The sequence below is a fragment of the Belnapia sp. AC561 genome (assembly GCF_979252845.1).
The window spans coordinates 215,642-241,819 of the sequence record NZ_CEEDBP010000004.1; the positions used below are offsets into that span (position 1 = coordinate 215,642).

The 26,178-nt window shown below is 65.2% G+C and carries 20 protein-coding genes and 3 pseudogenes; 10 read left to right on the forward strand and 13 right to left on the reverse strand.

All coding sequences use genetic code 11. The annotated features are described in order from the left end of the window. Window positions 1–2: 2 nt before the first annotated feature. Together AC0IW9_RS05330 and AC0IW9_RS05335 are read left to right on the forward strand one after the other, a co-directional pair. On the forward strand, window positions 3–1,811 hold the full coding sequence (locus AC0IW9_RS05330; RefSeq protein ID WP_471647176.1) for a glycoside hydrolase family 15 protein: 1,809 nt from the start codon (window positions 3–5) through the stop codon (window positions 1,809–1,811). 17 nt (window positions 1,812–1,828) lie between these two features. After that, the gene (locus tag AC0IW9_RS05335) at window positions 1,829–2,710 is read left to right on the forward strand and encodes an SDR family oxidoreductase (RefSeq protein ID WP_471647177.1); all 882 of its coding nucleotides are present in this window, start codon (window positions 1,829–1,831) and stop codon (window positions 2,708–2,710) included. A gap of 95 nt (window positions 2,711–2,805) precedes the next feature. On the opposite strand, the gene AC0IW9_RS05340 is transcribed toward AC0IW9_RS05335, so the two are convergent. Together AC0IW9_RS05340 and AC0IW9_RS05345 are read right to left on the reverse strand one after the other, a co-directional pair. Next, window positions 2,806–3,732 (reverse strand): NAD(P)-dependent oxidoreductase, encoded by a 927-nt coding sequence (locus AC0IW9_RS05340; RefSeq protein WP_471647178.1) that lies wholly within the window; start codon window positions 3,730–3,732, stop codon window positions 2,806–2,808. 358 nt (window positions 3,733–4,090) lie between these two features. Continuing rightward, window positions 4,091–4,393: a hypothetical protein gene (locus AC0IW9_RS05345; protein ID WP_471647179.1), complete on the reverse strand. Its 303-nt coding sequence runs from the start codon at window positions 4,391–4,393 to the stop codon at window positions 4,091–4,093. A gap of 233 nt (window positions 4,394–4,626) precedes the next feature. Between AC0IW9_RS05345 and AC0IW9_RS05350 the strand changes: the two genes are divergently transcribed. Next, window positions 4,627–5,328 carry a hypothetical protein gene (locus tag AC0IW9_RS05350; RefSeq protein WP_471647180.1) on the forward strand — a complete coding sequence of 234 codons (702 nt, stop codon included), beginning with the start codon at window positions 4,627–4,629 and terminating at the stop codon, window positions 5,326–5,328. Window positions 5,329–5,348: 20 nt separating this feature from the next. Further along, window positions 5,349–7,421, forward strand: a complete 2,073-nt coding sequence (locus AC0IW9_RS05355; RefSeq protein WP_471647181.1) for an ATP-dependent helicase — start codon at window positions 5,349–5,351, stop codon at window positions 7,419–7,421. Between the two features lie 449 nt (window positions 7,422–7,870). Here the strand turns inward: AC0IW9_RS05355 and AC0IW9_RS05360 are convergent, their stop codons facing one another. Next, on the reverse strand, window positions 7,871–8,815 hold the full coding sequence (locus tag AC0IW9_RS05360) for an iron-containing redox enzyme family protein (RefSeq protein ID WP_471647182.1): 945 nt from the start codon (window positions 8,813–8,815) through the stop codon (window positions 7,871–7,873). Continuing rightward, the gene (locus tag AC0IW9_RS05365; RefSeq protein ID WP_471647183.1) at window positions 8,766–9,761 is read right to left on the reverse strand and encodes a methyltransferase; all 996 of its coding nucleotides are present in this window, start codon (window positions 9,759–9,761) and stop codon (window positions 8,766–8,768) included. Before AC0IW9_RS05365 ends, AC0IW9_RS05360 begins: the two co-directional genes overlap by 50 nt. A gap of 275 nt (window positions 9,762–10,036) precedes the next feature. Between AC0IW9_RS05365 and AC0IW9_RS05370 the strand changes: the two genes are divergently transcribed. Then, entirely contained in the window at window positions 10,037–10,228 is a 192-nt protein-coding gene (locus AC0IW9_RS05370; protein WP_471647184.1) for a hypothetical protein, read from the forward strand. A gap of 188 nt (window positions 10,229–10,416) precedes the next feature. Here the strand turns inward: AC0IW9_RS05370 and AC0IW9_RS05375 are convergent, their stop codons facing one another. The 3 genes from AC0IW9_RS05375 to AC0IW9_RS05385 form a co-directional block, all read right to left on the reverse strand. Continuing rightward, window positions 10,417–10,755, reverse strand: a complete 339-nt coding sequence (locus tag AC0IW9_RS05375) for an SWIB/MDM2 domain-containing protein (protein WP_471647185.1) — start codon at window positions 10,753–10,755, stop codon at window positions 10,417–10,419. Window positions 10,756–11,116: 361 nt separating this feature from the next. Next, complete coding sequence (locus AC0IW9_RS05380) at window positions 11,117–12,136, reverse strand: YeiH family protein (protein ID WP_471647186.1); 1,020 nt, start codon at window positions 12,134–12,136, stop codon at window positions 11,117–11,119. A gap of 110 nt (window positions 12,137–12,246) precedes the next feature. Further along, a complete protein-coding gene (locus tag AC0IW9_RS05385; protein ID WP_471647204.1) occupies window positions 12,247–12,702 on the reverse strand; it encodes a hypothetical protein in 456 nt (151 codons plus the stop codon). Between AC0IW9_RS05385 and AC0IW9_RS05390 the strand changes: the two are divergent. Further along, window positions 12,670–13,346, forward strand: a pseudogene (locus tag AC0IW9_RS05390) (IS66 family transposase). The gene AC0IW9_RS05385 and the pseudogene AC0IW9_RS05390 sit on opposite strands and share 33 nt — an antisense overlap. Before the next feature lie 66 nt (window positions 13,347–13,412). On the opposite strand, the gene AC0IW9_RS05395 reads toward AC0IW9_RS05390, so the two are convergent. Next, window positions 13,413–13,958, reverse strand: a complete 546-nt coding sequence (locus tag AC0IW9_RS05395; protein WP_471647187.1) for a cytochrome b — start codon at window positions 13,956–13,958, stop codon at window positions 13,413–13,415. A gap of 167 nt (window positions 13,959–14,125) precedes the next feature. Between AC0IW9_RS05395 and mdoH the strand changes: the two genes are divergently transcribed. Next, complete coding sequence (gene mdoH / locus AC0IW9_RS05400; RefSeq protein WP_471647188.1) at window positions 14,126–15,889, forward strand: glucans biosynthesis glucosyltransferase MdoH; 1,764 nt, start codon at window positions 14,126–14,128, stop codon at window positions 15,887–15,889. Here the strand turns inward: mdoH and AC0IW9_RS05405 are convergent. Then, on the reverse strand, window positions 15,843–16,691 hold the full coding sequence (locus AC0IW9_RS05405; RefSeq protein ID WP_471647189.1) for a class I SAM-dependent methyltransferase: 849 nt from the start codon (window positions 16,689–16,691) through the stop codon (window positions 15,843–15,845). The two genes, mdoH and AC0IW9_RS05405, sit on opposite strands and share 47 nt — an antisense overlap. A 461-nt stretch (window positions 16,692–17,152) precedes the next feature. Beyond that, window positions 17,153–18,415 (reverse strand): Gfo/Idh/MocA family protein, encoded by a 1,263-nt coding sequence (locus AC0IW9_RS05410; protein WP_471647190.1) that lies wholly within the window; start codon window positions 18,413–18,415, stop codon window positions 17,153–17,155. A gap of 421 nt (window positions 18,416–18,836) precedes the next feature. Between AC0IW9_RS05410 and AC0IW9_RS05415 the strand changes: the two are divergent. Beyond that, a pseudogene (locus AC0IW9_RS05415) lies at window positions 18,837–19,029 on the forward strand (hypothetical protein); the annotation flags it as partial. Window positions 19,030–19,085: 56 nt separating this feature from the next. Here AC0IW9_RS05415 and AC0IW9_RS05420 read toward each other — a convergent pair. The 3 genes and pseudogenes from AC0IW9_RS05420 to AC0IW9_RS05430 all read right to left on the reverse strand — a co-directional run. Then, window positions 19,086–19,313: pseudogene (locus AC0IW9_RS05420) on the reverse strand (transposase); the annotation flags it as partial. 902 nt (window positions 19,314–20,215) lie between these two features. Beyond that, entirely contained in the window at window positions 20,216–20,353 is a 138-nt protein-coding gene (locus AC0IW9_RS05425) for a hypothetical protein (protein ID WP_471647191.1), read from the reverse strand. 344 nt (window positions 20,354–20,697) lie between these two features. Continuing rightward, entirely contained in the window at window positions 20,698–22,560 is a 1,863-nt protein-coding gene (locus tag AC0IW9_RS05430) for an AI-2E family transporter (RefSeq protein WP_471647192.1), read from the reverse strand. A gap of 132 nt (window positions 22,561–22,692) precedes the next feature. On the opposite strand from AC0IW9_RS05430, the gene AC0IW9_RS05435 reads away from it, so the two are divergent. After that, window positions 22,693–25,740: a response regulator gene (locus tag AC0IW9_RS05435; protein ID WP_471647193.1), complete on the forward strand. Its 3,048-nt coding sequence runs from the start codon at window positions 22,693–22,695 to the stop codon at window positions 25,738–25,740. A 20-nt stretch (window positions 25,741–25,760) separates the two neighbouring features. Next, window positions 25,761–26,153 carry a response regulator gene (locus AC0IW9_RS05440; protein ID WP_471647194.1) on the forward strand — a complete coding sequence of 131 codons (393 nt, stop codon included), beginning with the start codon at window positions 25,761–25,763 and terminating at the stop codon, window positions 26,151–26,153. Window positions 26,154–26,178 lie beyond the last annotated feature (25 nt).

The following is a 26,178-nucleotide window of genomic DNA, read 5'->3' on the forward strand; positions in this document are numbered from 1 at the left end:
CGATGACGCAGCGGATCGAGGACTATGCCCTGATCGGCAACTGCGAAACCACGGCCCTGGTCGGCCGCGACGGATCGATCGATTGGCTGGCCCTGCCGCGCTTCGACAGTGCCGCCTGTTTCGCCGCGTTGCTGGGATCGCGGGAGAATGGCTGCTGGCGCATGGAGCCGACCGCCAGCGTGCAGCGCACAAGCCGGCAATACCGCGGCAATACGCTGATCCTCGAAACCCTCTTCGAGACCACGACCGGTGTCATCTGCCTGACCGACCTGCTGGTCCGTCGCAACAGCGCGACCGACTTAATCCGGCAGGTGCGTGGCGTATCCGGTTCGGTCGCCATGCAGACTGAGCTGGTGGTGCGCTTCGATTACGGATCGGTCGTACCCTGGGTATCGCGCCGGGAAGACGGGCGGCTGGAGCTCATCGCGGGTCCGGACAGACTGATCCTCGACACCGCGGTTCCGCTGCATGGCGAGAACCTGCGCACCTTTGGCGACTTTACGCTGGCCGCTGGTCAGGTTGTGACCTTCACCCTGACCTGGACGCCTTCCTTCCGGCCCTATCCCGCCCGCTTCGATGCCGATGCCGCAATGGCCGAAGCAGCACGGGGCTGGGAGGAATGGTCTGGCCAGTTTACGCCTCGGGGTGAGTGGGATGCCACCGTTCTGCGCTCGTTGCTCACGCTCAAGGCCCTCGCGCATTTCGAGACCGGTGGCATCGTTGCCGCTGCAACGACGTCCCTGCCGGAGCAGATCGGCGGCGCGCGCAACTGGGACTACCGCTATTGCTGGCTCCGCGATGCAACGCTGACCCTTTACGCCCTGATGCAATCGGGATTCCTCGACGAGGCAGCGAAATGGCGCAGCTGGCTGGTCCGTGCGGTGGCCGGCAAGCCCGAGAACCTGCAGATCATGTATGGCGTGGCCGGCGAGCGGCGGCTGACGGAGTACGAGGTGCCCTGGCTCTCCGGGTATGAGGCATCGGCACCGGTCCGGGTTGGCAATGCCGCGCATGGCCAGCGACAGCTTGATGTCTATGGCGAAGTCATCGACGCTTTCTATGCAGGACGCCGTCTCGGCCTGTCGCCCGATGCGTCGAGCTGGGCGCTGGAATGCAAGCTTGTTGCGCATCTCGAAACCATCTGGGACCAGCCCGATGACGGCATCTGGGAGATGCGTGGTCCGCAGCGACATTTCACCCATTCCAAGGTGATGGCCTGGGTCGCCTTCGACCGCATCGTGCGCTCTGCCGAGGAATACGGACTGGACGGGCCGGTCGCGCATTGGAAGACGGTACGGGACCGCATCCATGCCGATATCTGTCGCCAGGGCTTCGACGCAAAACTTGGCAGCTTCGTCCAATCCTATGGCTCGGACCAATGCGATGCGAGCCTGTTGATGATTGCCCTCGTTGGCTTCCTGCCGGCCGCCGATCCCCGGGTGGTGGGGACCGTCGCGGCGATCGAGCGGCAGCTTCTGCGTGACGGGTTCGTGCTGCGATACGACACCGGCCCGGGTGCCGATGGCTTGCCGCCGGGCGAAGGGGCCTTCCTCGCCTGCAGCTTTTGGCTTGCTGACAACTATGTACTGCAAGGACGCATCGAGGAAGCGCGCGCGCTTTTCGGGCGGCTCGTGGCCTTGTCGAACGACGTAGGGCTGCTGGCCGAGGAATACGATCCGGTAAAGCGTCGCCTGACCGGCAACTTTCCGCAGGCATTCTCGCATCTCGCCTTGATCGGCACCGCGCATAATCTGCTCGAGGTTGCCGGACCGGCACGGCAGAGGTCGGCGCAGACCAGCGCAACTCGTTGACTTGCAGGAGTTCCTCTATGGCCAATCCCGTCAGCAACTCCCTTGATCCGGCAGCGCCGGCGCTGCCGAACTCGTCCCGCTTGCCGCGGGCACCCTACCAGCCGGTACTGGTCGGGCAGCAAGCCCTGGTGACCGGCAGCAACTCCGGCATCGGTCGTGCCGTCGCACTTGGCCTAGCGCAGGCTGGCGCCGATGTCGTGGTGAATTACGTGACCCAGCCGCAGGCGGCCAGCGACGTGGTCGAGGAGATCCGGGCCATTGGGCGTCGTGCCATTGCGATCCAGGCAGACGTCAGCCAGGAGGCTGATGTTGAGCGGATGTTCGCCACGGCCATTGCAGAATTTGGCACTTTGCATATCCTGGTCAGCAATGCCGGGCTACAGCGCGATGCGCCCTACGACACGATGACGCTGGAGCAGTGGAACACGGTCATCGGCGTGAACCTCACGGGCCAGTTTCTCTGCACGCGCGCGGCAACCCGTGAGTTCAAGCGACGCGGTGTCGTTCCCGACATCTCACGGGCGGCGGGAAAGATCATCTGCATGAGTTCGGTGCATCAGGAGATTCCCTGGGCTGGGCACGCGAATTATGCCGCATCGAAGGGGGGCGTGATGCTACTGATGCGGACCATTGCGCAGGAGCTTGCGCCGCATTTCATTCGGGTCAATAGCATCGCGCCCGGCGCCATCCGCACGCCGATCAACACGGCAGCCTGGGAGACCCCGGCGGCCTATGCCGATCTCATGACGCTTGTGCCGTACAAGCGCATCGGCGAGCCGGATGATATTGCCCAGGCAGCGGTCTGGCTTGCTTCCGATGCTGCGGATTACGTGACCGGGGCGACGCTGTTTGTGGATGGTGGCATGACGCTCTACCCCGGCTTCGCTACAGGTGGATAGGGTCACACGCAGCTGACTATTCCTCGTCGCCGTGCGGATTCGACTCGAGGTCGTCTTATTTCGTCGGGCGCCTGCTGCGTGCGTTGGTGGCGCCATCAACCTGGGTTGCGGGCCCGAAGTGGAACACCGGTCCATCCCTCGTAGAGGCGCGCGACCGTGGTCATGTCCGACTGTGGGCCCTGCGCGGCCTCGGTCATCGCCCAGACCTCCCGTGCCAAGCCGGTCAGCGGCGCCGGCACGCCGAGCGCAGCAAACTCCGCCATGGCCAAGGCCATGTCCTTGTGGGCAATGCGGTTGGTAGAGCCGACATCGAAGCGCCCCGTCAGCACCGCTCGCGGATATTTGGAATCGGTCGAGCTGTTGCGGCCGGTACCGGCATTGATCACCTCGCACATCAGGGCGGGATCAAGTCCCGCCTTGGCGCCAAGCGACAGCGCCTCCGCTGTCAGGACCATGCCGGCCAGCGAGAGCAGGTTGTTGGCGAGTTTCATCGCCTGGCCAAGGCCGGGGGTATCGCCGACGACGAAGACGCGACTGCCCACCACCTCCAGGGCAGGGCGAGCGACGGCGACAGCCTCTGGCGCGCCGGAGGCCATCACGGCCAACACGCCGGTCTGTGCCCCGATGGCGCCACCGCTGATCGGACTGTCCACGAGCGCGACGCCGCGAGCGGCCAGCCCATCGGCGATCCGACGCATGGCCGGGCCGCCGATGGTCGACATCTCGACATAGGTGCGCAGGGCATGGCCTGGGGCGGAGGCGACGCCCTCCTCGCCCAGTGCGACAGCTTCTGAGATGGACGGGGCGGGCAGGCAGGCCAGGACCAAGGGGCAGCGCGCGCCCAATTCCCGCGCGCCACCGGCGACCGCTTCCGCGCCTGCCTCGACCACGCGCGCCACCGCCTCCGGTCGCACGTCATGCACCAGGATGCGGCGGCCGGATGTACGGGCCCAGGAGGCCAGGCGCGCGGCAATCGGCCCGCCCATGGAGCCGAGGCCGAGGAAGCCGATGGTATCGGTCATGAGGTCTTTTCCTTCCCTGGATCGTCTCTTGTTGCCATGGCTACTCAGCGTTGGCGACCATTCGCGCAAAGCTGGCACAGACCGGTCGCGCGAGGAAAGAATAGCAATACCTATTGGGTATAGAATGGCCTGCTAGAGCGTTTTCCCATCAGTCTGCGTCATAGCCGGCGTTGACGAAATATTTGCGCTTGGCAATGGTAATTATACCATCGTCGGCCACTCCCAGAGGCTGCAGACGGCGATCCGCATCATGGCCGCGCGCCCAGGCTGCCTGGCTGAGCCGACCGGGTAGCGTCTCGCTGCGGCAGAAGTTGAAGATGGAGAAGAGCAGCTTCGAGGTGCATCACAGCGCTACACTCTACGCCTGCGGCTTCGAGTCGATGGAGCGGGCCTTGACCATGCCGGGGCCAAGCCGCCAGCAGGTCATGCCCCGAAGCAGGTTGCTTATTGCCTGTTGGTCGTGGCCGTGTCGCGCCCAGGCATCGTTCCAGCGATGCGGCTTGGCCAGCAAATCCGGTTCGACGGCGTAGAGTGGTGGACGACACTCGACGCCCCCGACCTCAAGACCGGCAGGCCGCATCGCGTTCCGCTGCCCGCCAGCCTGACGCAGTGTTTCGAATGCTATGTCGAGGGCGAGCGGCGCGAATTTCTGGATGACCAAGCCAGCGACGCGATGTGGATTAACTGGGGCAGCAAGACGCTCGGTGAGGCCGGGATCGAGAAACCTATCCGCTATTGGTCGGCCGCTTTGGGCGGGAGAAGGCCTTCAGGGTGCATCGTTTTTGGCACTGCTTCGGCACCACGGGCTCCTGATGGAACCGGATTCGCCCGGTATCGGCGCCGCGCTGCAACGCGGAGCAGTGGTCCTGGCCCCTCCCATGGTATGGTAGTGCCATGGAGCAAGTCGAACCGCCCCCGCCGCCGCTACCCCCTTCGCGCCTGCCTTGGGACTTCCATCCCGCGTTGACGGAGGAGCGGCTGCGGCTCTGCGCCCGCATGCTGGCCAATGCCCGCCGCGATGCCCTCGCCATGGCCCGCTACGAGATGGGCGACGACCCCTGGTCGGTCGGCTGCCGCGCCTTCGCCTTCGGCCGCAACCGGCTGCAGCGCGCCGCGGCGTCTGGCGACTATCCCTGGCTGGAGGTGCTGGACGACAGCGCCCACTTCGTCTTCGTCATCGGCGGGAATGGCAATGGCGTCCCGGTGCGCTTCTACCGCGGCGCAGCCGAGGAGCCGACCGAGCGGACGCTCAGGCGCCAGGAAATGGAGCTCCAGCAGCTCTCCCTGGCGCTGGGCGAGACCGAGGCCGAGGGCCTGGCCTTCCGCCTGGCGGTCGAGACCGATGCCAGCGGCCGGGTCGAGCGGGTGGTGTTCCTGGCGCTGCGCGGCGACGACCAGGTCGAATGCTTCTGGCCAGTGCCGCTGGAGCTTCCGGCCGAGATTGCCGCTGGCGTGGCGGTCCAGCTGCGGTTGATCGCTGATGACGGCTATGCCGGCCCCGACGAGGCTGCCGGGCGGTCGGCACCCATGCCCACTGCCCTGCCCCGCCGCAAGCTGGCCGACGCGCCGGTGCGGCCGCAGTCCACGCTGTTCTGACCGGGCCGATCGCGGGCACGATGACCGATCATCTCGAGCGTCTGAACCCGGCGCAGCGGGCCGCCGCGACCGCGGCCGCCCCGGTGCTGGTGCTGGCCGGCGCCGGCTCGGGCAAGACCGAGACGCTGATCCGGCGGGTGGCCGGCCTCATCCTCGACGGCGAGGCCCCCGACCGGCTGCTCTGCATCACCTTCACCGCCAAGGCCGCCGGGGAGATGCGCGGCCGGCTCCTGGCCCTGCTCGGGCCCGCGCGGACGCCGCGCTGGGTTGGCACCTTCCATGCCGTCATGGCCCGGCTGCTGATCGAGGATGGCGGCGGCGTGCCAGGCCTGCCGCGCGGCTTCGCCATTCTCGGCCCGGGCGACGCCCGGTCGCTGCTGATGCAGGCCGGCGGCCTCCGCGATGCGAAGGAAGCCAGCCTGCTGCAGGAGGTGGTCTCCTTGCTCAAGAACGGGTTGGTGGCCGACCCCCGCCGGCTGCCGCGCTCCACCGCCCTGGCGCGGTTTGAGCCGGAGGTCCTGGCCCGGGCGGCGGCGGTGCTGCCAGCCTACCAGACCGCCCTGGCGCAGCGGCAGGCGCTGGACTTCGACGACCTCATCGCCCGGCCGGTGCTGGCCATGCAGGCGCACTTGGCGCTGGCCGACCACTGGGCGTCCCGCTGGGCCGAGATCCTGGTCGATGAGTACCAGGACACCAACCACGCCCAGCATGCCCTGGTGCGGCTGCTGGCCGGCAAGCCGGGCCGGGTCTTCGCGGTCGGCGACGACCTGCAGGCGATCTATGGCTGGCGCGGCGCCGATGTCGGCCACATCCGGCGTTTCCAGAAAGACTACAAGGCCGCGCCGGCGCCGCTCAAGCTCGAGACCAACTACCGCTCGACCCCGACTATCCTGCGCGCCGCCAATGCCGTCGCCGCGGAGGACCCGGAGGCACTGCCGAAGATCCTGCGTCCGGCCGATCCGAAGGCCCTGCCCGGTGCGGCCATCGTCATCCGGGAGGTCCCGACATCGGAGGATGAGGGTCGTGGCGCCCTGGCCTGGGTCCAGGCCTTGCGGCGCCGACAGCCGGAGCTGCCCTGGCGGGACTGCGCGGTGCTGGTCCGGGCCGGCTTCGTGGCGGAGCCGATCCTGGCCGCCCTGCGGCAGGCCGGCATTCCGGTGCGGCTGATGACGGACCGCGAGCCGGAGCCACCGAAGGAGATCCTGGCGACGATCGCCTGGCTGCGGCTGGCGATGAGCCGGGAGGTTGGCCGCAAGGAAGGCCGTGCGACCTGGGACCCGGCCGCGGATGATGCCTTCCGCCGCGCCTGCGCCTTCCCGGCCCGCGGCATCGGCGGGGTGCTGTTCGGCCGGCTGCGCGAGCACGCGGCAACCCAAGGCTTGGCGCTCGCCCAGGCGGTGGCGACCCTGCCGGTGACCCCACAGGAGCGGCAGGGGCTTGAGGCGGTGCTGGGCGTGGCCGGCGAGATCGCGGACGGCGTCGTCCGGCGCAAGCTGGGCCCTGCCGATGCCCTGCGGCTGGCGGCCGAAGCAAGCGAGGTCGCCGAGCGGCTGGGTCCCGACGGCAAGCTCGGGCAGGCCTGGGCGGCGGCGCTGCGGGCCGCGGACAAGTCCGGCAGCGTTGCGGCCTATTGCGACGGTGCCGCCCTGGGCGCCATGCCGGGCGAGGCCGAGGCCACCGATGCGGTGCAGGTGATGACGCTGCACCGGGCGAAGGGGCTGGAGTTCGACCATGTGCTGCTGGCCGGGCTCGAGGAAGGCGTCTGGCCGCACTGGCAGGCGGAGCAGCAGGGCGCGATCGCCGAGGAGCGGCGGCTGTTCTACGTCGGGGTCACCCGTGCCCGGCGGACGCTGCAGCTGAGTTGGGTGCGGCAACGCCGCGACTGGGCCGGCAAGCCGTCGCGCTTCCTGGCGGAGATCCCAAGAGCACTGATCGAAGGCGCCAGGGTGGCGCCTGGATCCAGCAATCAGCGCAACGCGGGCCGGGCAGATGCGTCACGGCCGACCCGGTCGGCGAAGCCACCAACCCAGGCCGAGACGGATCGGCTCGTGGCGGAGTTCAAGGCGCGTAAAGTGACCAAAGCAACTCGATAACTGAAAACCCTGGCCTTCCGTCATCGGGTAAGCGCTTCACGACGATCGTGCGCAACGCTGTTAGCCCCCACTTTTTTCCGCGCTCGCCGCTTTGGAATGGGCGCGGATGCGGGTGCCGTCTATGAACGTCATCCCGAGCGATTCCACGCAATTGCGCTCGCCCAAGCAAGTGATCCCCTGGGTGGCCTTCCACCAGGGCCGGAGGTCGTTCGGCAGACTATGCCACTTGGCACCGTTCTGATGACGTCAGAAGGCCGCCTCGATCGTTTGCTGGATGTTCGTGTGCGACATCTTACTATTCGGCCGGACCTCAGCGCTCAGCGGCCCCAGCACCATCCATTGCTTGTCCGTCAGGACGTGACGCCGGGATTGCTCGCCATCACTGCCACGAAGGCAAGCCACTTAGCTACAACAGGGCCTGGTAGCTTTGCAAGCCAAGCCCGTGACTGTCAGAGGCCGAATTCCTGTCGGTAGCGTCGGAAGCACGCAGCGCCACATTCCAGGCGCATCAACGCTCCCTCTGCGATTGCTGGTGCGAGGGTGGGATCAGACTCCACCAGCGGGTATATGGCCTCACTGTTCCAAGCGGCCGCGTGCTTCACGTCCAGGATCGCATGCAGATCAAAGTAATGCCGATCACCCGTCGGTACACCCAACCGTTTCAGTCCCTTGCCAACAAATACTGCACGGGACGGCGCCGTCTGCTCGATTACACCCAATGCTCCGATGGAATGGTAGGCGTAACGCCGGTTGGCCGCGAGGCCCGCCATGACATTAGCCAGAGCCAATGCTTCCCATACCGTGGCCTCCACCGTTGGCTCTAACCCAAGGCGGTCTGCCAATGCTTCCAGAAGCGGGCCGTGCATAGCTTTGGGGTTACCACGACCCATTTCGTCCCAGTAGTTTCGCGCGATCTCCAGCTTTGGCCGCGCCGGTAGTTTGACCTGGGTTAGAGCCGAGAGATCTTCGAACCCGGCCTCGCCGGCGACCTCTTGGGTAAGGAACCAACACATCTCCTCCATGGTCGCTGCCTCGGCGAGCCAAGGAAACAGGGGATCGTGTTGTCCGGGACCATCCTGTTCTAACGCCTCGAACCAATGCACAAAGGCATCAGGGTCTCGCGGTACCCCGGCGGCACGGACCGATACAGCGATGCGACGCTTCTCCAAAAACTCACCTTCTTCGCGCATCCCTTCTGCCAATCGATCGATGCTTGATCTCCAGGCCATCGTCGGCAATGCCGGCTCAAACCGCTCACGATTGAAGGCGGCGAGACTGCGCTGCAAGGCAGTCTCAGCCTCAACCCGGCTATCGTTATCGAAAACGCCGTCTGGCACGTTATTCCTATCCGTCCTGATTGACTGTGAGCACCACTGCTGCAATTCGGTCGGCATGGCGATAAGCCTCGGCGTTGAGTTCCTCGCCGAAAACATCCGGGTCCACTTCGCGGTACGTCCAACGCGCGCCACTTGCTGAAAGTCGGTCCGACGCGGCAGCGCGGAAGGGGTCTTCGCCGCTCACAACGGCGGCACCGGTGTAGAGCAATAAGGTGCCACCCGGAGATAGGCGCTCCAGCGCGGTGTCCAAGATGGCAAGTGACAGACCCGCCCCCAGCAGTCCGCCACCGTGTCGATAGGCGCGTTGCGCCTCATCAACCAGATACGGCGGATTGGCCAATATAAGGTCGAAGCTGCCTTCTAGGCCTGTGAGCAAGTTACTATGGCGCGCCTCGACGTTTGTGACGTTGGCAAGCCGGCCATTGATCCGGGCCAAACGCAGTGCGGCATCGTTGATGTCCACCATGAACATCTTTGCATGGGCCAAGGCCTTCGCCGCCACGATGCCTCCTGGACCGGCGCCGCAGCCGATGTCTACCGCACGGTGGATGGGTCGGTCCCGTGCTTGCAATGCGCGAAGAATGGCATCGGCAAACCGGTAGGTGTCAGGGCCAAAAAATACGGAGTCCGCGGCTGTCGTTGGAAAAGCAGAGTGGAAAAAGAGTTCATCGTCCAGCGTCGAGACACGGATTGAACTCCGACAATACTCGCCTTCCCGCATCAAAACTCCAGCCTGCCCCATGATATCGAGCATCGGGGGCGTAAGGAGGCCAGGTTCAAAAGGACGGCTCCAGCCGAAAACATCAGCCAAGCTTTGTGCGATGGCATTCTCGGGACGCTTATTGACACGGGCATGAGTGTCGGGCGTGACCGTGACGAAACGGTAGCCTACCTTACGCAGCGCGTGGCCCAAGCCCAACAAAGAATCTTCGGAAGTCCAGGAGGAGCGTGCGGGAGACATGGAGCCTAATACGTTTTCTAAGCCTCCGCGTTGCAGCAGCACTGCGCTTTCTTGCACACACTGCAGCCTGTCCTCGACTGCAACTGGTCAGATGGCGCCGGCACAACGATACAGTTTACCTCGTTGTGCCGTTTAAGGTTCCGCCGCCCCAGCAAGTAGCTAAGGGAGAAGCACGGCACGAGAACGCGGCGCGGCTAGCTCGAGCTTCATCTTGCTACCGACGCCAACACCGGGTCCATTGTTGCATTGGCACTGATCGATAAGGATGCCCACAATGGCCCCTAGGTTAGTCCCTTGCTCAGCAAGGGGAGGGGCCGGTGGCGTTCTCCGCCGACGACGGTGCGCACAACTGGGACGACGTTTATGCCGAGGTCGCTATGCGGCACTTAGGTGACGACGTCATCATTCCGCCGTGCTCGAGCGCGGTATCGAGCGACACGGTTGAGACTGCGCCGACCCAGCGCGACCGACATCTGCAACCCATCGTCGAGCACTGCCGCATGGGTTGACAAAAAGCAATGGAGTACAACTACCGAGCTTTGGAGAGAGCTGAGGTAGCCGTCGCCGCCAACGTGTTGAAGAGTATGCTTGAGATCGCCCGCCCAGAGTATGTTCGCGTCACATGACTGGAATCTGGATTGGGCTCGATGAGCCCAATCCGCCGACCGGTACAACACACTGATGCTTTATACGAAATTTACTTCAGATGCTGGGCGAGGTGCTTATTCATCTCGAACATGGTCACCTTGTCCTTACCGAACACCTTGCGCAGCTTGTCGTCGGCGAGGATCTCGCGACCGTCCTTCGGGTTCTGCAGCTTGTTGGCTTTGATATAGGCCCAGACCTTGCTCACCGCCTCGCCACGGGCCAGCTCGGCTTCGCCGACGACCGCGGCCAAATCCTCTGATGGCTTAAGCGGCTGCTGCAGCGCGTTTGGCTTCTTTCCCTTGGCCGGTTGCGCGATCTTGGCAGGTTTAGGCACAGCATCCTTGGATGCTTCCTGCTTCGGCTTGGGTGGGGTCGTCTTGCTAGGCATCGCCGTGCTCCCGATCACTTTCACTCGTCACATCCCAAGGAAAGGCACTGGAATGCAAGTTTCTTGCTAACAGTATGGAACAAGACCACCAACGCATAAAATGCTTGGTCCGATCAGAGTTGAGCTTTGGCAATTAACATTCCGCACAAAAAAACTGGTGGCTACGATTCGTTAGCAATTGTGATGAAGGGTAGGTTCAGAATATCGGCGACCGCGCTCTCACGGCTTGAACCACCCTTATTGCTAGGCTGTTTCAGGATCACCGCCTGATCTGACCCCCACCCGGGCAACTTGGGGGCACCGGCAATATTTGCAACGAATTCCTCCAAGTCGCCTTTTCATCTTTGTCAGCGGCCCGACGTCAAAGGGTTTTCAACATCATCACTCCGACGAGCCCGAGCACTGCGATGAAGATGGTGCTAGCAACACCCAGGATTAAGGGGGCTCCGCCCCTCGCACGTAGTGCCCTAAGGTCTGTAGAGAGCCCGAGCGCCGCGACTGAGGTCGCCAACATCAGCGGCACGATTGTGCGGGAGGCATCCACAACAAGGCCCGGCACCAGTCCGGTGCTGCCCAACACTACTAAACCGAGGAAGCCAAACGCGAACCAGGGCACCGGGGCTTTGGCCCCGCTGCTCTGGCCGACCCATAGCCCAAGCGCGGCTACTGCTGGCGCCAGCAGGAACACGCGTGCGAGCTTCATCACCGTGCCCGACTGCGCTGCCTCCGGCCCGCCCGCTGCCGCCGCGCCGACGGCCTGCACCACCTCATGCACCGAGGCACCGGCCCAGAGCCCGTAGCTATGCGCATCTAGCCCCAACGGTGCCGCGAGCGCTGGGTAAATGAGCATCGCTGCCGTGCCGCAGAGTGTGATGACGGCAAGGGCATAGGTGACATCCTCGTCCCGTCCCCGTGCGACTTGGTTGGCCGCGACGATGGCGGATGCCCCACAAATTGCCGTGCCGGCGCCGATCAGCTGCGCCAGCGGCGGGTCGACGCCGAGGCGGTTGCCGAGCCAGACCGTGAAGGGCAGTGTCGTCGCTACTACCAGAACGGCCAGCCCGAGGGCACCAGCCCCAAGGCCGAAGAGCTGCCCCAATGTCACGCTAAGGCCCAGCAGCACGATTGCGGCACGTAGGAGTGGTCGCACTGCAAAGGCAATGCCGGGTGTCAGGGGTGGCGAGGCGCCAAGTACCGAGCGGGCGGCCATGCCAATCGCTAGTGCTAGCACCACAAGATTGAGTGCCGCGATGCTGGTTGCGTTGCGCAGCCCAGTTGAGGCCAAAGCAATGGCGAACGCCGCAGCCAAGCCTGGCGCGAGCTTACGGAAGCGGGCCGGCATTGCCGCACCGGCCACCCTGGCAGACAACAATCGTTGCATGATGGCAGGTCCCTTTCCGATCGGGTATCGCAGTGCCTCCACTTAATGGCGGGCGAATGGGTGATCCAGGTTCTGCGCCTGGCAAGTCCCGGGGCTAGGTAACTCGAGCTTCAGTTGCGGAGGTTTGATAGTGCGAAGTTTTCCAACGAATGGAAGGCTGCCCTTAGCTCGACGTTTGCCATTCGGGCGGCGTGGCAGAGGGCATTGGCGATGCCTTCGCGGAGGGCTGGCGCTAGTCTTGCGGTATCGGCTGTCGGCCGGGACATGACGAAACCCTGCTCGCTCCAGATCTCGCGTCGCACCGCGGTGAGGGTGTTGGCGAAGGTCGGCCGCTGTTTTTGGTACCAGGCACTGACCGAAATCTTGATCCTGGCTTGACGGTCAAGGCGAGCCCCGAGCAGGGCAACAACGGAGAACAGCCCGAGCAGGCAGGGCATGGTGCGGGCGACCGCCTTCCGACCACTGCCGCTGGGTCTCCACGCCGAGGTGGTCGCGGACCCCGCGGAAAGGGCGGGGCAGACCAGCTGGTGGTGGTGTTCCACTACGCGCCAGGCCGCGCCGAGCATGCAAAGGCGCTGCTGGGCGACTACAGCGGCATCCTGCAACGCGATGGCTTTGGCGCCTACAAGACGCTGGCCGCGGCGGGCGGCGGCATCACGCTGGCATTCTGCTGGAGCTATGTGCGACGGCGAAGGGCAAGGCCACGCCGATCGCCCAGAAGACGCTGCAGCGCATCGCCGCCCTCTACGCGGTCGAGGTGAAGCTGCGCGGCAAGCCGTCCGACCTCCGCCGTGCTGGCTGGCAGCAGCGGAGCCGCCCCCTCGTCGAGGACCTGTTTGCCTGGCTCTCGGCGCAAATGGCACGCCTGCCGGGCGGCAGCCCCGCGGCGGGGTCCATCCGCTACGTGCTGAACCATTGCGATGGCCTCGTCCGGTTCCTCGAGGGTGGTCGGGACGAGCTGGACAATAATACTGTCGAGCGGGCCATCCGGCCGATCTGCCTCAGCTGGAAGAACACGCTGTTCGCCTTCGGGGATGATGGCGGGGCGAGATGGGCGGCAGCGGCCTTCCTAGGCGAGACCTGCAAACTCGACGACGTCGATCCGCAGCGCCACTTCACCGATGTGCTGACCCGCCTCGTCAGCAGCAGGCCCAGCGACTGCATCGACGAGCCCATGCCGCGTTGCTGGGCGACGGACAAAAGCCCCTGACCGTCAGCCGCAGGTTCGATGGGCTTCGTCGCCTCGCTTACCCTACACCTTGAAAGTCCGCAAAAGTCACCTTGGCAACATACGCTGGATCACTCCATCACGCTTGATCATCGCATGATAAAATGCCCCTGAAACATGCAGTGCAATGAGTACCAATAAAACCATCGCTACGGCCTTGTGCACGCCACCGATCGTTTCAGCCAACGCCTGATTGAGAGCGAGTAGACGGGGCAGCGGGATAAGCCCAAGGAGCCGAGGCGTTGCACCATAGGCATTCGCAGCCAACCAGCCGAGCAAAGGTAATAGGATGAGCACGAGATAAAAGGCCCAATGCGTTCCGCGCGCAAGCACGCGTAGGACAGGTCGAAGATCGGCCGGTGCCGGCGGCATAGGGTGTGTCAATCGCCAAGCGAGACGCAACAGCATGACGACGAGAATGGTCGAGCCAGTTGCGAGATGCCAGGCGGTGATGCTGTCTTCGGCCGCTTCTGGCAGAATGGCGGGGAGGACAAGAGCGATGCCTATTTGGAATAGCACCAGAGCGACAACGAGCCAGTGGAAAGCGCGGCTCACTGCGTTGTACGGCTGTCCCATCTCGACTGGTTCAGCCATCCCATGGCTCTCACATTTGTTCAAGCATAATAGGGCGATAATGGATAAAAGTTCCTTCGTATCTTTTAAATAGTTTGCAAACACATTCGTGACGTATTGATGGCTTGCGGCGCGGCGCCTCCCCTCAAGCTTGCAGCTATCATCAGGCATAGCAGGACGGGGATTTGGTGGACCGTAACACTCGTTTGGGGGATTTCACGGCAAAGGACGGTAAAGCCGCAGGAAGCAACCGGTTCGGGCTCTCGATCGTGACGGCGCCCCCCTCGGTCGAAAGGCTGGGCGTGCGCCGGGCCGTCGTGGCCGCCCTGGCTAGCGTCATTGCCCTCACGCTTGCTGTGCTCAGCTGGAACGTGCTGGCTGCAGGCGGCTGGACACTGTGGGAGGCCTTGATGATGCTTAGCGTTGTCGTGAACGCTCCCTGGATCGGCCTCACCGCGGCAACGGGCCTTGCCGGCCTCGCCATCCGCTTATGCGTACCAAATCCCTCGACTCATGTCTTTCCGTCGCTACGACGGACCGGCAGCGAGGTCCACGACCGGACGCTGCTCGCCCTCTGCGTGCGATTGGAGGACATGGACACGATTCTTCCGTCATCGGGTCGCCTGCTGCGAGAGTTGAGGACGAGGCATGGCGACCGATTTGTTCTAGGCATACTCTCCGACACACCGCACGGGCGCGCGGCGGAGATGGAGGCGGAAGCAGTCGCCACTTTTGCCGCGCAGTTTCCGGACGGCGCGGTGCGCTATCGGCGCCGGGTTGATAACGCCGGTTTTAAAGCAGGTAATCTGATGGATTTCCTGGACCACCACGCTACCGGTTTTGACCATGCCCTGGTTCTCGACGCCGATTCTACCATGTCGATGAAGAGCGTCGTGCGGCTCGTCTGCGTCATGCAGACCGATCCTGATTTGGCAATCCTACAGATGGCCATTGCCGGTCGCGGCGCGGAGACACGGTTCGCGCGGCTCTTCGGCCTTGGGCTGCGGCATGGAACGGCGGTCTGGGCTACGGGCCAAGCTTGGTGGCAGGGGCCCGCACAGCTCTACTGGGGGCATAACGCGCTTATCCGCATCGCTGCGTTCCGTCGTGATGCAAGGCTGCCGATCCTGCCAAACGGCACCCGCATCCTCAGCCATGACTACGCCGAAGCGGCGCGGCTGCACGCAGGCGGCTGGGCAGTACGGGTGCTGCCGGAACATGTCGGCTCCTGGGAGCGCCACCCGCCTGATCTGCCGGCACTCTTCGCCCGGGACCTACGCTGGGCTGCGGGAAACCTACAGTACCGGCATCTCCTACTGCGAGACGATTTCGGCCGGCTGGGCCGGTTCCAAATGCTTGAGGCGATCCTGCACTACGGGCTGGCGCCGCTGCGCTTCGCGTTGCTGCCGCTGGCTGCGCTCAACGCAGCAACCGGAGGCGGCGAGGGCACCCCGCGCGGAGCACTGCTATTTCTGCTGCTACTCGCCTTCGTGGTGTCCAACTTGCCGAAGCTGGCCGGCTACGGCGAGACCCTATTACGGCCTGGCCGCTTCCGGCGCGGGGTACTGCTACGTGGCATGGTGCAAGAGATGCTGCTTGGGCTTCTACTGGACACGCTTGAAGCCTTAGAGCGATCACTGACCTTGCTACACTTGGCGCGTGGACGTTTCGTAGGCTGGACAGTGCAGCCGCGAGCCGCGCGGGAGGTCACCTGGGCTGCAGCCGCGCACCGGTTTGGTTGGCACACCGCCGCAGGAACGGTCATGCTCTGCAGCTTCAGCCTGGCTGGCAGCTTTGCGGCGCTCGTGTCCTTGCCAGTGCTGATGGGTCTGCTCCTTTCTATCCCCCTGGCCGTGTTAACTGCGCGGCCGCGTCGCGGGGCGAGGCGTCAGGTCCCCCTAGAGCTTAGACACGACGGCATAGCACGTAAGCGACGCCGTCCCACAACGTGAATGGCCGGTCACCGGCCACCTCCAAGGAGAGGCCATGTGTCAGGGCCCATCCGCGCGCTTCCGTCACGTCAGCCGCCACTCCTTTTCCATAGGACAAGTTCAGGACCACCAGTGCGCCACCTGGCCGCAGCGCCCGGACGGCGCCCGCGACGTGCCGCGCAACCACCGTCGGGCCGAGGCGCACGATGTAAGGGAAACTATCGACAGCCAATACGAGGTCGAGGCTTCGAGGTTCTAACGCGTCAAGGTCTTGGCCGGCGGTGTGCGCAAAGCGCACGTGAGGCCATGGCGCGCAGCGAGCCCGCGCTTCAGCAAGCATGCCTTTCGACACATCCAGCCCCAGTACCGAGCGCGCGCGCGGCGCCAACGCAGCCGCGAGGCGGCCGATGCCGCAGCCAAGGTCGAGCACGTCGGCATCCTCGCGCAGTAAGTTACGCGTGTCGAGCCACTCGAGGATCTCGGCGGTTGCGGTGGCCAAAATCACCGGGTCGCCCAGCGAGTAGAGTGCCACACTGGCTTCGGGCGAATTCGCTACCGCATGATCGAAGAAGCCAGCGATCTCCGCCGCGCCGGCCAAGGGGTCAGTGGCAGGAAGCGCGTGATTACTGCCCGTCCTTACGACTTCGGCCGAAAGCTGTTCCAGTTCCGGACGCCGCGCCTCGACCAGGGCGGCAAGTGCCTGCCAACGGGGCGAGGGCGGCTCGGAACGTCGATGCTCTAGCATCGCTGCGATGCCGTCTCCCGTAACATGGCCGAGCAACAAGCGACTCAGCGCCACCTCGGGCGAAATGGCACCGGCCATACACAGGCCGATCGGGTCATTCTCAGACGGCATCGAGGCAGTGGGATGCAAGGGGGCTGGGCCTTTTTGCCCGGTGGGTATGGGTTGTGGACGACGAGTAGGACGATGGGCACCGACGGTCCATCCCCTCACCGCTCAGAGACTGCGTCGCACGCAGCAGCGTGAAGAGGTAGCGACACAGCAGGACGTGCAAGACTCCTGGTCACTTCCGACCGCGACGGTATCTGATGGCTGCCGAGCAGTACCGCGGTTCGCGCGAAAAGGCGTTCCATATCTGGTGGCAGAGACGCATGGCCAAATGCCGACGTGCAGTTGTGCAAGCCCTGTCCTGCAGTCAAACGCGCCCAGCCATCAAACAATGTAGTAGTGCTGGCCCGAAGGCTTCTCGCTGTGGTGCCGACGGCAGACCGCCGCTTTCATCTTGCTGCCACAGCCCCAAAAGGAGCGACAGACCCCACATCCTAACCCTCCGCCGCCGGCATCGGCCCCCGGGTTGGTGCCAGCGGCCGCTCCAGCGCCACTGGCCGATGCTCGGCGGCCGAGCGGTAGATCGCTTCGGTGATTAGTTGGTCCTGTAGGCCCTCCTCGCCCGGCGTATGCGGCTGCTTATTCTCGCGGATGCAGCTGGCAAAATGGTCAATCTCAAGCGCGAACTGATTGCGTGGGCGGATGATCCGTTCGTCCCGCGCTGGCGCTTGGCCTTCCCGCCGGTCCACCAACAGTCGGTGGTTGCGGTAGGAGAAGGCGTCCGGCATGTCGATCCCGCCCTTCTCCAGATGCAGCCGCAGCGTCTTCTCCTGGTAGGCGCCATAGCTCGCCAGGCAATTGGCAATGAGGCCGGAGGGAAAGCGCAGCATGAAGGAGACACTTTCCTCCACCTCGCGGAAGCGCTCGTCGCCCTGCGGGCTCGAGGTCGTGGCAAAGACTTCGGAGGGTTCCTCCCCGCTCATGAAACGCGCCGCGTTCAGGCAATAGAGCCCGATATCCGGCATCGCCCCGCCGCCTGCCAACCGGCGGCTGTAGCGCCATTGTGGCCCGGGGCCATTGGCTTGCAGGTTGGTCGCATCGATGAAACGTAGCCGACCCAATTCGCCACCCTGGACCAGGGCCTGGGCGGCGCGGTTATAAGGCTCGTACTGCGACCGGTAGGCAACCATCAGTCGGCGTTCGGCGCGGGCACAGGTGGCAATCATCTCACGGCATTCCCGCGCCGTATTTGCCATCGGCTTCTCTGTGAGCACATGCTTGCCGATGGCGGCCGCCCGCAAGGTGAACTCATGATGCATTGCATTCGGCAGGGCGATGTAGACCGCCTGCACCGTCGGATCGTCGCGCAGCCGCTCGAACTGCTCGTAGCCATGCAACGCGGCTTCGGAGATGCCGTACTGGCTGGCGACAACCCTTGCCTTCTCCGGACTGCCGCTGACTAATGCCACTGGGCGGGCATATTTGCATTCGGCGAAGGCAGGCAGCACCTCTTCCAGCGCGATTCGGCCAAGTGCGATCACGGCAAAGCCAATGCGCTCTCCGAACGGTAGCGGCTGCGGCGGGGCGCCGCCCGGCGGATCCACTGGGGACCGCCAGTTGGGGAAAACGACCTTCCCGCCTTCAACTCCCCCCACATCGATCGGCGATGGCGCGGGATAGCCGGGGACACCGGCTGCCCCGCTAACCAGTGCAGCACCAATCAGGCTGCCGCCGTGAATGATGCCGCGGCGCGTCATGGACGGGCTCATGCTGCGGATTCCACACGGAACGAGACAGGCTGCATGATGGATACCCCCTTGGCAGGGTCAACCAGCTGCCGACCCTATCTGGCGAACGGTGCCGGGCGGGAGGTGGTTGCAATCCGCGCACGGAACTACCCTTTTGCTGGGTCTGGACTGCCTTTTCAGCTCGGTTTTAGCGATCCAAGTGACGTGGCAGTTATACGGCGGCGAGGATCAGAACGCTGGAGAAAGTCAGCAAGAACCTGGACAGTGGCGAAGGCAGCGCCTGCTCTCGCCATGGCTATCCGGCAGATTGGTAAGCGAGAGGACGGCAAGTAGGAGGCGACCATCGGTGTCTACCAGGACATGGCGCTTGCGCCCAACCACGCGTCTGGCGATGTCATAGCCCCGCTCCCCAGCATCGCCAGGTCTGCGGCGGGTCTTCGCACTACCGGGCCGGGCCGACAGCCTCGGAGGCTTCCAGGTCGAGAGCCGTGCGCAGACGAACATGCTGCCGCGGCTGCGGCCGAAAAATTTCTACAACTTGGTGGTCGAGGTGGCGATCGCGGCCGGGGCCGATCCAAGGCGACATGGTGGATCCCTACCCCTGGCGTAAGTGGGGCGTTGAGCCGTGGTCTACCGCGCTCCCGAGCACAGTTCGGCAGACGAGCTGGAGCCGGTCTCATACGCCAGCCTCCTGCCAATCTCGCAGCCTGCACCAGCATGTCAGGCCGCAGCCTATCCTCTGGGGCAGCATCTCACACGGGATGCCCAACTGCAGAAGGAAGTGGACGCCGGTCAGGGCTGCATGGTCGGGCAGGCAGGGCGTACCGCCCTTCAGGTTCAGCGGCGCTGGCGGCAACAGAGGTTCCTCCACCGCCCAGAGCGTATCAAGGACCAGGGGTCGGCTCATGCCAAACAGAACGTGCCAGACCCAGTTCTGTTGGGTGCTTTTCGGACCAAGCCTGGGAGATGGCTGTGGCCCTCGTTCACGTCTTTCGAACCACATTGCCAGCTTCATCACGGACAAGCCGACAGCTTGAATGCCCCGCAGTGAGCCAGAATTTGCTTATTCAGATTTTAAGCGACGCCCAGTGAAGCGATCACCGGCGCCTTCGTGAACATCCTGGGCCGATGCCGACGTGGCCGTTACTGGCAATTGTTCAAAAGTCCAACGACTCTGCGATGCCTTGGAAACACCGCTTTAAGGCTGCGATTGCACTGTTGCCGGTGTGAGCAAACCAGAGCAAGACGGAGGCTCCATCGCCGTGCGCGAGCAAGATTGGACCGAAGCGACGCAACTGTTGCGAGCAGCGCGTCAGCTCGAGGCCATGGCTGCATTGGAGGTACAAGCTGCCGCCCGCGACGCCGCCACGGCAGACGTAGCCGCACGGGGTGCCGGCATGGTTGCGGCAGAGGCCAGCTGGCTGGTCCGCCGAGCAACCAACCTCCTGGAACAGGAGCAAACACTGGGCCCAGCCCCTCCTTCGCTCACCACGGCGTTGGCAGCGGCTCTCAATCAGGAGGCGCAAGCAATGGCGTTCCACGCTGCAGCCGTCGAGGCCGCAGCCGAGGCACACGAAGCTGCGAGGGTAGCGCGCGTCGAGGCAACACAGGCAAGCCTCGATGTTCGACGGGCCCAGGTTAGAATTGGCAACCTCGTGGATATTTGGGCTCAAAGGCGCCGTTCGCAGCCTTGAGGCAGCTTGGCCTGCTTTGTCTGAACGCGTCCTGAAGCTGTTGTAAGCGCCGATGGCTCACCCAGACGTCAGCAGAAGCCATTCATCAGCTTGGCTAAATCATTTTACATTTAGATCAAATTGCGTCCTCGTCATCTGGGAAATCGCCAGAAAAAAGATTGGCGACGCCGATCAGCAGATACTTGATAAAGGCGAGCGGGCAAGCGCCAAAATCCTGCCGGATGTCTGGCAAGGCAGGTTCTGGGGAATGCATCAATAGCGCACTTCGAAGCGATGTACGCGACGCTGACGCCGTGGTTTCGACGAAGAGCTGTATCGCTCAGCGCATGTAATTAGGCTTTGGCCGCTTGGGCTCGTGTTCGGCCAAGACGGCACAGCTGAGGTCCATGTGATATTTATAGCCGTTGTTCCATCACGCGAACTCATTGCTGTTAGTCCATTCCCTCGCCGCGGTCCTCAGGCGACGAAGCGCTGCATCGCCCGCCAGAGGTTATAGGGCACCCGCATTTCGCCAAAGGCGGACAAAGTAGATTGATGAAGTCTCGCAGACTGTAAAACGAACTAGCCGTACAGGCTGAACTTACAAATTCGCTGCCTTCATTTCTGCAACCCTGCTGTTTCCACTGCCGCGGGCTGTTTGGCCAGGGCCTCGCAAAGGGTCACCGCCTCGCGCAGGGAGGTGATGATAGCCTCGCCCTTGCTGGCCGAAAGGGTTGCCAGCTTCTCACTACCCGGCCGGGCATCCCATAGCCCGATCGCCAGATGAGCCGCTGGCAAAGTGCGGTGCAGCCGGCGCTGCATGTAATGCAGCGCATCGGCGCTGCTGCCAGCCTCGATCGCCGAAATCAGGCAGAACTTCGAATCATGCGCCTTCAAAGCGGCAAGGTTGGCGGTTTCGAGCGCGGCATTGGGCAGCGCTAGGGCGCCGAAGCCGCGCAGCCGCAGCGCACGGGCCAGGGTTTCGGCCGCCAGCCCGTCGAATGCACCGCGGCCGGCGATGCATAGCACGGCGCCCGCCTTGTGCCAGCTGGCCGGGGCATGGGCGGCACCTTTGGTTTGCCCGGCATGGAGGTCGAGCCCGGCCAGCATGGCATTGACCGCATCGTGAATCCGCTCCAGCCGGTCGGCGCCCAGGATTTCCGCCGCCCAATCGGCCTCCGCCAGGGCGAGGCCGCGCAGCGTGACCTCATCGTAATAGGCGTCCAGCGGCTCGTCCTTCAGCCGATTCCGAGCCTGTTCGAGCAGGCCCTCGGCATCGCCTTCCAGGGCCCGCTGATAAAAAGTCTCCTCCGGTCGCAGCGGCGGGCGGTCGCCAAGCAGGACGTCCAAGAATTCGAGCGGCCTGGCATGGCGGCCTAGCACGATCAGGCAGACTGTCAGCGGCGTCGCCAGCAGCAGCCCGACCGGCCCCCAGATGAAGGCCCAGAAGGTCGCCGCGACGATCACCGCCAAAGGCGACAGACCCGTGCTGTGGCCATAGAGCAGCGGCTCGACCACCTGCCCCATGATGGGCTCACTGATCAGGAACAGGCCGAGAATCCACAGCGCCATGGCCCAGCCGGGATCGACCGCCAAGGCCAGCAGGGTAGGCGGCACCACCGCGATGAACACGCCGATGAAGGGCACGAAGCGCATCAGCCCGGCGAGGATGCCCCAGAGCACCGGATTTGGCAGGCCGAGCAGCCACAGCCCACCGGCGATGAACAGGCCGAAGCCGGCGTTCAATGCCACCTGTGCCAAAAAGAAGCGCGAGAGCCGCCAGGCTGCGTCGTTCAGGGCCAGGGTGGTGCGATGCAGATCCCCTGAGCCGGCGAGGCGGATCAGCCGGTCACGCAGATCTTCCCGATAAAGCAGTACGAAGATGCTGAAGACGAAGACGATGCCGATGGTGGCAAGCGGCGCCAGCAGCGGCTCCACCAGGTTGCCCAGCATGTCGAGCGCATTGGCCTCGCCGCCGCTGGCCGGCGCCGCAGCAGTGGCGACGCCGCGGCCACCGTCGGGGACCAAACCATGCCGCAGCCGCCCCAATAGCCCATTGGCCTCCTCCAGTAGCTCGCCGATCCGCAGCGCCTGGACCTTGGCCTCAACGTTGCGCTGGTATTGCGGCAGCTGCCCGGCGAGCTGGCCAAGCTGGCGGGCAACGACGAGGCCGATGCCGAAGACCACGACGAAGCTGAGCGCGACCGCCAGCAGCACCGCGAAGGAATTGCCGATCCGCAGCCGCAGCAGCAGCCGCACCAGCGGCGCGAGCACGAAGGCAAGCAGGATGGCCAGCACCAGGGGCACCAGCAGCTCCCGCCCGACATAGAGGCCGGCGACGACGATGGTCGCGGCGCAGAGCGCGACGGTACCCTGGATCAGCATCGGCGAGACCATGGGGCTCCCGGGCATCCAGGCGGACGACGTGGCGGGTGGGCCGGTGACGGTCTCGGTATCCCGGACGACCTCGGATGCTGGCATGGGTATGTCGGGTCCCGAAAATATTGCGTTGCGCGTCTGCAACGCCGGTCCCCTGGCGCAGTTCACAAGACCTGCGCTGTCGAACCAATCGGGTCGGCGGGCGCTGATGCCTCACCCAAACCCGGCAGGCCCGTGACTCAATCTCCCCCAAGCTTCCTCACCCGCGCCGGCCGCCCGGCGCTGATCGGCGAGTCGCCCCGTCTGCGCTACCTCATGCCGGTTGCTGGCGGGCTGCTGGCGCTGGGCATCGGCCTCGCCGGCTGGGGCTATGCGGCGGCATCGCGCGACCGCGCGGCGATCGAGGCGGCCACCAACGTGGTGCTCGGCACCGAGGCACTAATGTCCGACCTCAAGGACATCGAAACCGGGCAGCGAGGCTTCCTGCTGACCGGCCGCGAGGAATTCCTGGCTCCCTTCGCCGCCGGCATCGCCATGATCGATGGCCGCTTCGCCACGATCGACCGCGCCGTGGCCGCCGCGGGCCTGGACGCCGGACCAGAGCTGCGGCGGCTGACCGAGGCCAAGCGCGACTGGGCCCAGGGCGTGGTCGAGTTGCGCCGCCGCACCGGGGCGGAGGCCGCGGTGGCGGCGGTGGCGTCCGGCCAGGGCAAGCGGCTGATGGACGAGGCCCGGGCGGCAGCCCTCACCCTGCAGCGTGCCGCGACCGCGCAGGCCGGCCTGCGTGCCGCCGCGGCCGATCGTCGCAGCGGCATCTTGGCGGCGGCGGCCTTCGGCTTCGTCCTGCTCGGCTGCGGGCTTTTCCTCTGGCTGGCGATCGCCCGGCGGCGGGCCGCGCGGCAGGCCAACCTGCTGGTCGCCGGGTTGATGGAGAATGCCCCGGCGAGCGTCGCCTTCCTCGACCGCGACCTGACGCTGGTGCAAGGCAACCGGGCGCTGTTTGAGCTCGCCGAGCATATCCTCGGCGTCGAGCCGCGGTCGGGCGAGGTCCTGCTGCCGCCGGCAGTGCTGGCGCAGCTCGAGCCCAAGCTGCGGGCCGTGCTGGATGGCGGCCGCGCCCATGCCAATGTCGAGCTCGAGGTCGAGCCGCCGGGCGAAGCCGCGCTGAAGCGTCACCTGCTGGCCAGCCTGTTTCCCCTGAGGCGCGAGGGCGCCGATGGCCTGCCGGCCGGGCTTGGCCTGTTCGTGCTCGACGTGAGTGCCCGGCGCCGCGCCGAGGAGAAGCTGCGGCGCAGCGAGCAGCGTTCGCGCACCATCATCGACAGCATCCCGCAGCTCGCCTGGATGACCGACGAGACCGGTACCATCCAGTGGTACAACCAGCGCTGGTACGACTACACCGGCGCGACGGAGGAGGCGATGCGCGGCTGGGGCTGGCAGAGCGTCCACCACCCCGACCACCTCGACGGCGTGACTAGGCGTTTCCAGGCGGCGATCGCCGCCGGTACCGCCTGGGAGGACACCTTCCTGCTGCGCCGCGCCGATGGCGAGTACCGTTGGTTCCTCTCGCGCGCCGAGCCGCTGCGCGAGGCGGCCGACGACGTGGCCGGCGACCCGCCCCGCCTCGTCGGCTGGTTCGGCACCAATACCGACATCACCGAGATGCGCCGCGTCGAGGAGGAGCTGGAAGCAGCCCGCGATGCCGCCGATGACGCCAACCGGGCAAAGAGCCAGTTCATCGCCAACATGAGCCATGAGCTGCGCACACCGCTCTCGGCGGTGATCGGCTATGCCGAAATGTTGGAGGAGGATGCGGCCGACGTGCCCGGCGCCGAGGTGATGCAGGGCGACCTGCACAAGATCGCCGCCAATGCCAAGCATCTGCTCTCGCTGATCAACGACGTGCTCGACCTCTCGAAGATCGAGGCCGGACGGATGGAGGTGCAGACCGAAGACTTCGACGCCGCGGCACTGCTGCGCGAGGTCGCCGCTACGGTCGAGGGCCTGGTCGGCAAGAAGGGCAATACCCTGGTTGTCGAGGTGGCCGACAACCTCGGCGACATGCATTCGGATTCCGTGAAGCTGCGGCAGTGCCTGTTCAACCTAGTGGGCAACGCGGCGAAATTCACCGAGGCCGGAACCGTGACCCTCGCCGCCAGCCGCAGCCGCGATGCCGAGGGCCAGGACTGGCTGGAATTCCGGATTGCCGATACCGGCATCGGCATGACCAAGGAGCAGATTGGCCGCCTGTTCCACCGCTTCGCCCAGGCCGACAGCTCGACCACGCGGCGGTTCGGTGGGACAGGGCTCGGCCTCGCCATCACCAAGGCCTTCGCCACCATGCTCGGCGGGGACATCGGGCTCGAAAGCGAGCCCGGGCGTGGCTCGACCTTCACCATGCGACTGCCGTCCGACCTGCGGCGGATGCGGCCGGAGGCCGACCCCGCCGATACCGACATCGGTGTGCCCGCGGATGCCGGCAGCGCCGAGGCAGGGCTGGTGCTGGTGATCGACGACGATCCAGCCTCGCTCGACCTGATCTCCCGCTTCCTGCGTCGGGAAGGCTTCGCGGTGCGCTGCGCCCCCGATGGCCGCAGCGGCATCGCCATGGCCCGCGATCTGCACCCGAATGCGGTGCTGCTCGACGTGATGATGCCGCAGATGGATGGGTGGTCGGTGCTCTCGGCCTTGAAGGCGGAGCCGGAGCTCGCCGATATCCCGGTCATCATGGTGACTTTCGTCGAGGAGCGTGGCCTGGCCTATTCGCTCGGTGCCGCCGACTACCTGACCAAGCCAGTGCAGTGGCAGCGCCTCAAGCGCGTGCTGGAGCGCTACCGCTCCACCGCCACGGCGCTGCTGCTGGAGGCGGATCCGGCACAGCGGGCGGAGTTGCGCCGACTGCTCGAGGCCGAGGGCTGGGCGGTCGAGGAAGCGACGGACGCGGCCGATATCCGCCGCCGCATGGCGGCCGGCGACGCGGCGCCCGGCTTGCTGCTGATGGAGGTGCGGCCGCATGCCGCCGAGGGTTTCGCGCTGATCAATGCCCTGCGCGGCGATGCCGCTTGGTCGGCCGTGCCGGTCATCGCCCTGGCGGAGGGCGGCCTGGCCGAGCCAGAGCTGGCAAGCCTGCGTGCCAAGGTGCGCCAGGTGGTGCCGGCCGAGGCACCACCGCCGGCCGAGCTATTGGCCGAGCTGCGCCGCTTGGCTGCCGATCACCGCGCCCGTGCGCTCCATGCCGCATCCGGTGCCGAGCCGGTCCCGGCCCCCGCTGCCGCACCCTGAAACCAAACGGAACCGTCACCATGTCGAAAATTTTATTGGTTGAGGACCACGAGGAGCTTTGGGACTTCCTGTCCCGCCGGCTGCGGCGACGCGGCTTTGAGGTGGTGCTGGCGCATGATGGCCAGCAGGGTGTCGAGGCGGCGATCGCCGATCAGCCCGATGTGGTGCTGCTCGATATGAACCTGCCGGTCATGGACGGCTGGACCGCAGCGCGCACTATCCGGGGCGACGACCGCACCCGTGGCATTCCGATCATCGCGCTGACCGCACATGCCATGGCCGGCGATCGGGAAAAGACGCTGGCGGCCGGATGCGATGACTATCATGCCAAGCCGGTCGATTTCACAGTCCTGCTCGCGCAGATCGAGGCGGTGATGCTCGCTGCCGAGGAACGCGCCGCGGACGCCGGCTAGCTTTCGATGCTAATGTCCCGGTTCT

What these genes read in the sequence shown, in the direction of transcription:
- AC0IW9_RS05330 (WP_471647176.1), top strand. Translation starts at nt 3, where the DNA reads ATGACGCAGCGGATCGAGGACTATGCCCTGATCGGCAACTGCGAAACC.
- AC0IW9_RS05335 (WP_471647177.1), top strand. Translation starts at nt 1,829, where the DNA reads ATGGCCAATCCCGTCAGCAACTCCCTTGATCCGGCAGCGCCGGCGCTG.
- AC0IW9_RS05340 (WP_471647178.1), bottom strand. Translation starts at nt 3,732, where the DNA reads ATGACCGATACCATCGGCTTCCTCGGCCTCGGCTCCATGGGCGGGCCG.
- AC0IW9_RS05350 (WP_471647180.1), top strand. Translation starts at nt 4,627, where the DNA reads ATGGAGCAAGTCGAACCGCCCCCGCCGCCGCTACCCCCTTCGCGCCTG.
- AC0IW9_RS05355 (WP_471647181.1), top strand. Translation starts at nt 5,349, where the DNA reads ATGACCGATCATCTCGAGCGTCTGAACCCGGCGCAGCGGGCCGCCGCG.
- AC0IW9_RS05360 (WP_471647182.1), bottom strand. Translation starts at nt 8,815, where the DNA reads ATGCCGACCGAATTGCAGCAGTGGTGCTCACAGTCAATCAGGACGGAT.
- AC0IW9_RS05375 (WP_471647185.1), bottom strand. Translation starts at nt 10,755, where the DNA reads ATGCCTAGCAAGACGACCCCACCCAAGCCGAAGCAGGAAGCATCCAAG.
- AC0IW9_RS05380 (WP_471647186.1), bottom strand. Translation starts at nt 12,136, where the DNA reads ATGCAACGATTGTTGTCTGCCAGGGTGGCCGGTGCGGCAATGCCGGCC.
- AC0IW9_RS05385 (WP_471647204.1), bottom strand. Translation starts at nt 12,702, where the DNA reads ATGCTCGGCGCGGCCTGGCGCGTAGTGGAACACCACCACCAGCTGGTC.
- AC0IW9_RS05395 (WP_471647187.1), bottom strand. Translation starts at nt 13,958, where the DNA reads ATGGCTGAACCAGTCGAGATGGGACAGCCGTACAACGCAGTGAGCCGC.
- AC0IW9_RS05405 (WP_471647189.1), bottom strand. Translation starts at nt 16,691, where the DNA reads ATGGCCGGTGCCATTTCGCCCGAGGTGGCGCTGAGTCGCTTGTTGCTC.
- AC0IW9_RS05410 (WP_471647190.1), bottom strand. Translation starts at nt 18,415, where the DNA reads ATGACGCGCCGCGGCATCATTCACGGCGGCAGCCTGATTGGTGCTGCA.
- AC0IW9_RS05425 (WP_471647191.1), bottom strand. Translation starts at nt 20,353, where the DNA reads ATGCATTCCCCAGAACCTGCCTTGCCAGACATCCGGCAGGATTTTGGC.
- AC0IW9_RS05430 (WP_471647192.1), bottom strand. Translation starts at nt 22,560, where the DNA reads ATGCCAGCATCCGAGGTCGTCCGGGATACCGAGACCGTCACCGGCCCA.
- AC0IW9_RS05440 (WP_471647194.1), top strand. Translation starts at nt 25,761, where the DNA reads ATGTCGAAAATTTTATTGGTTGAGGACCACGAGGAGCTTTGGGACTTC.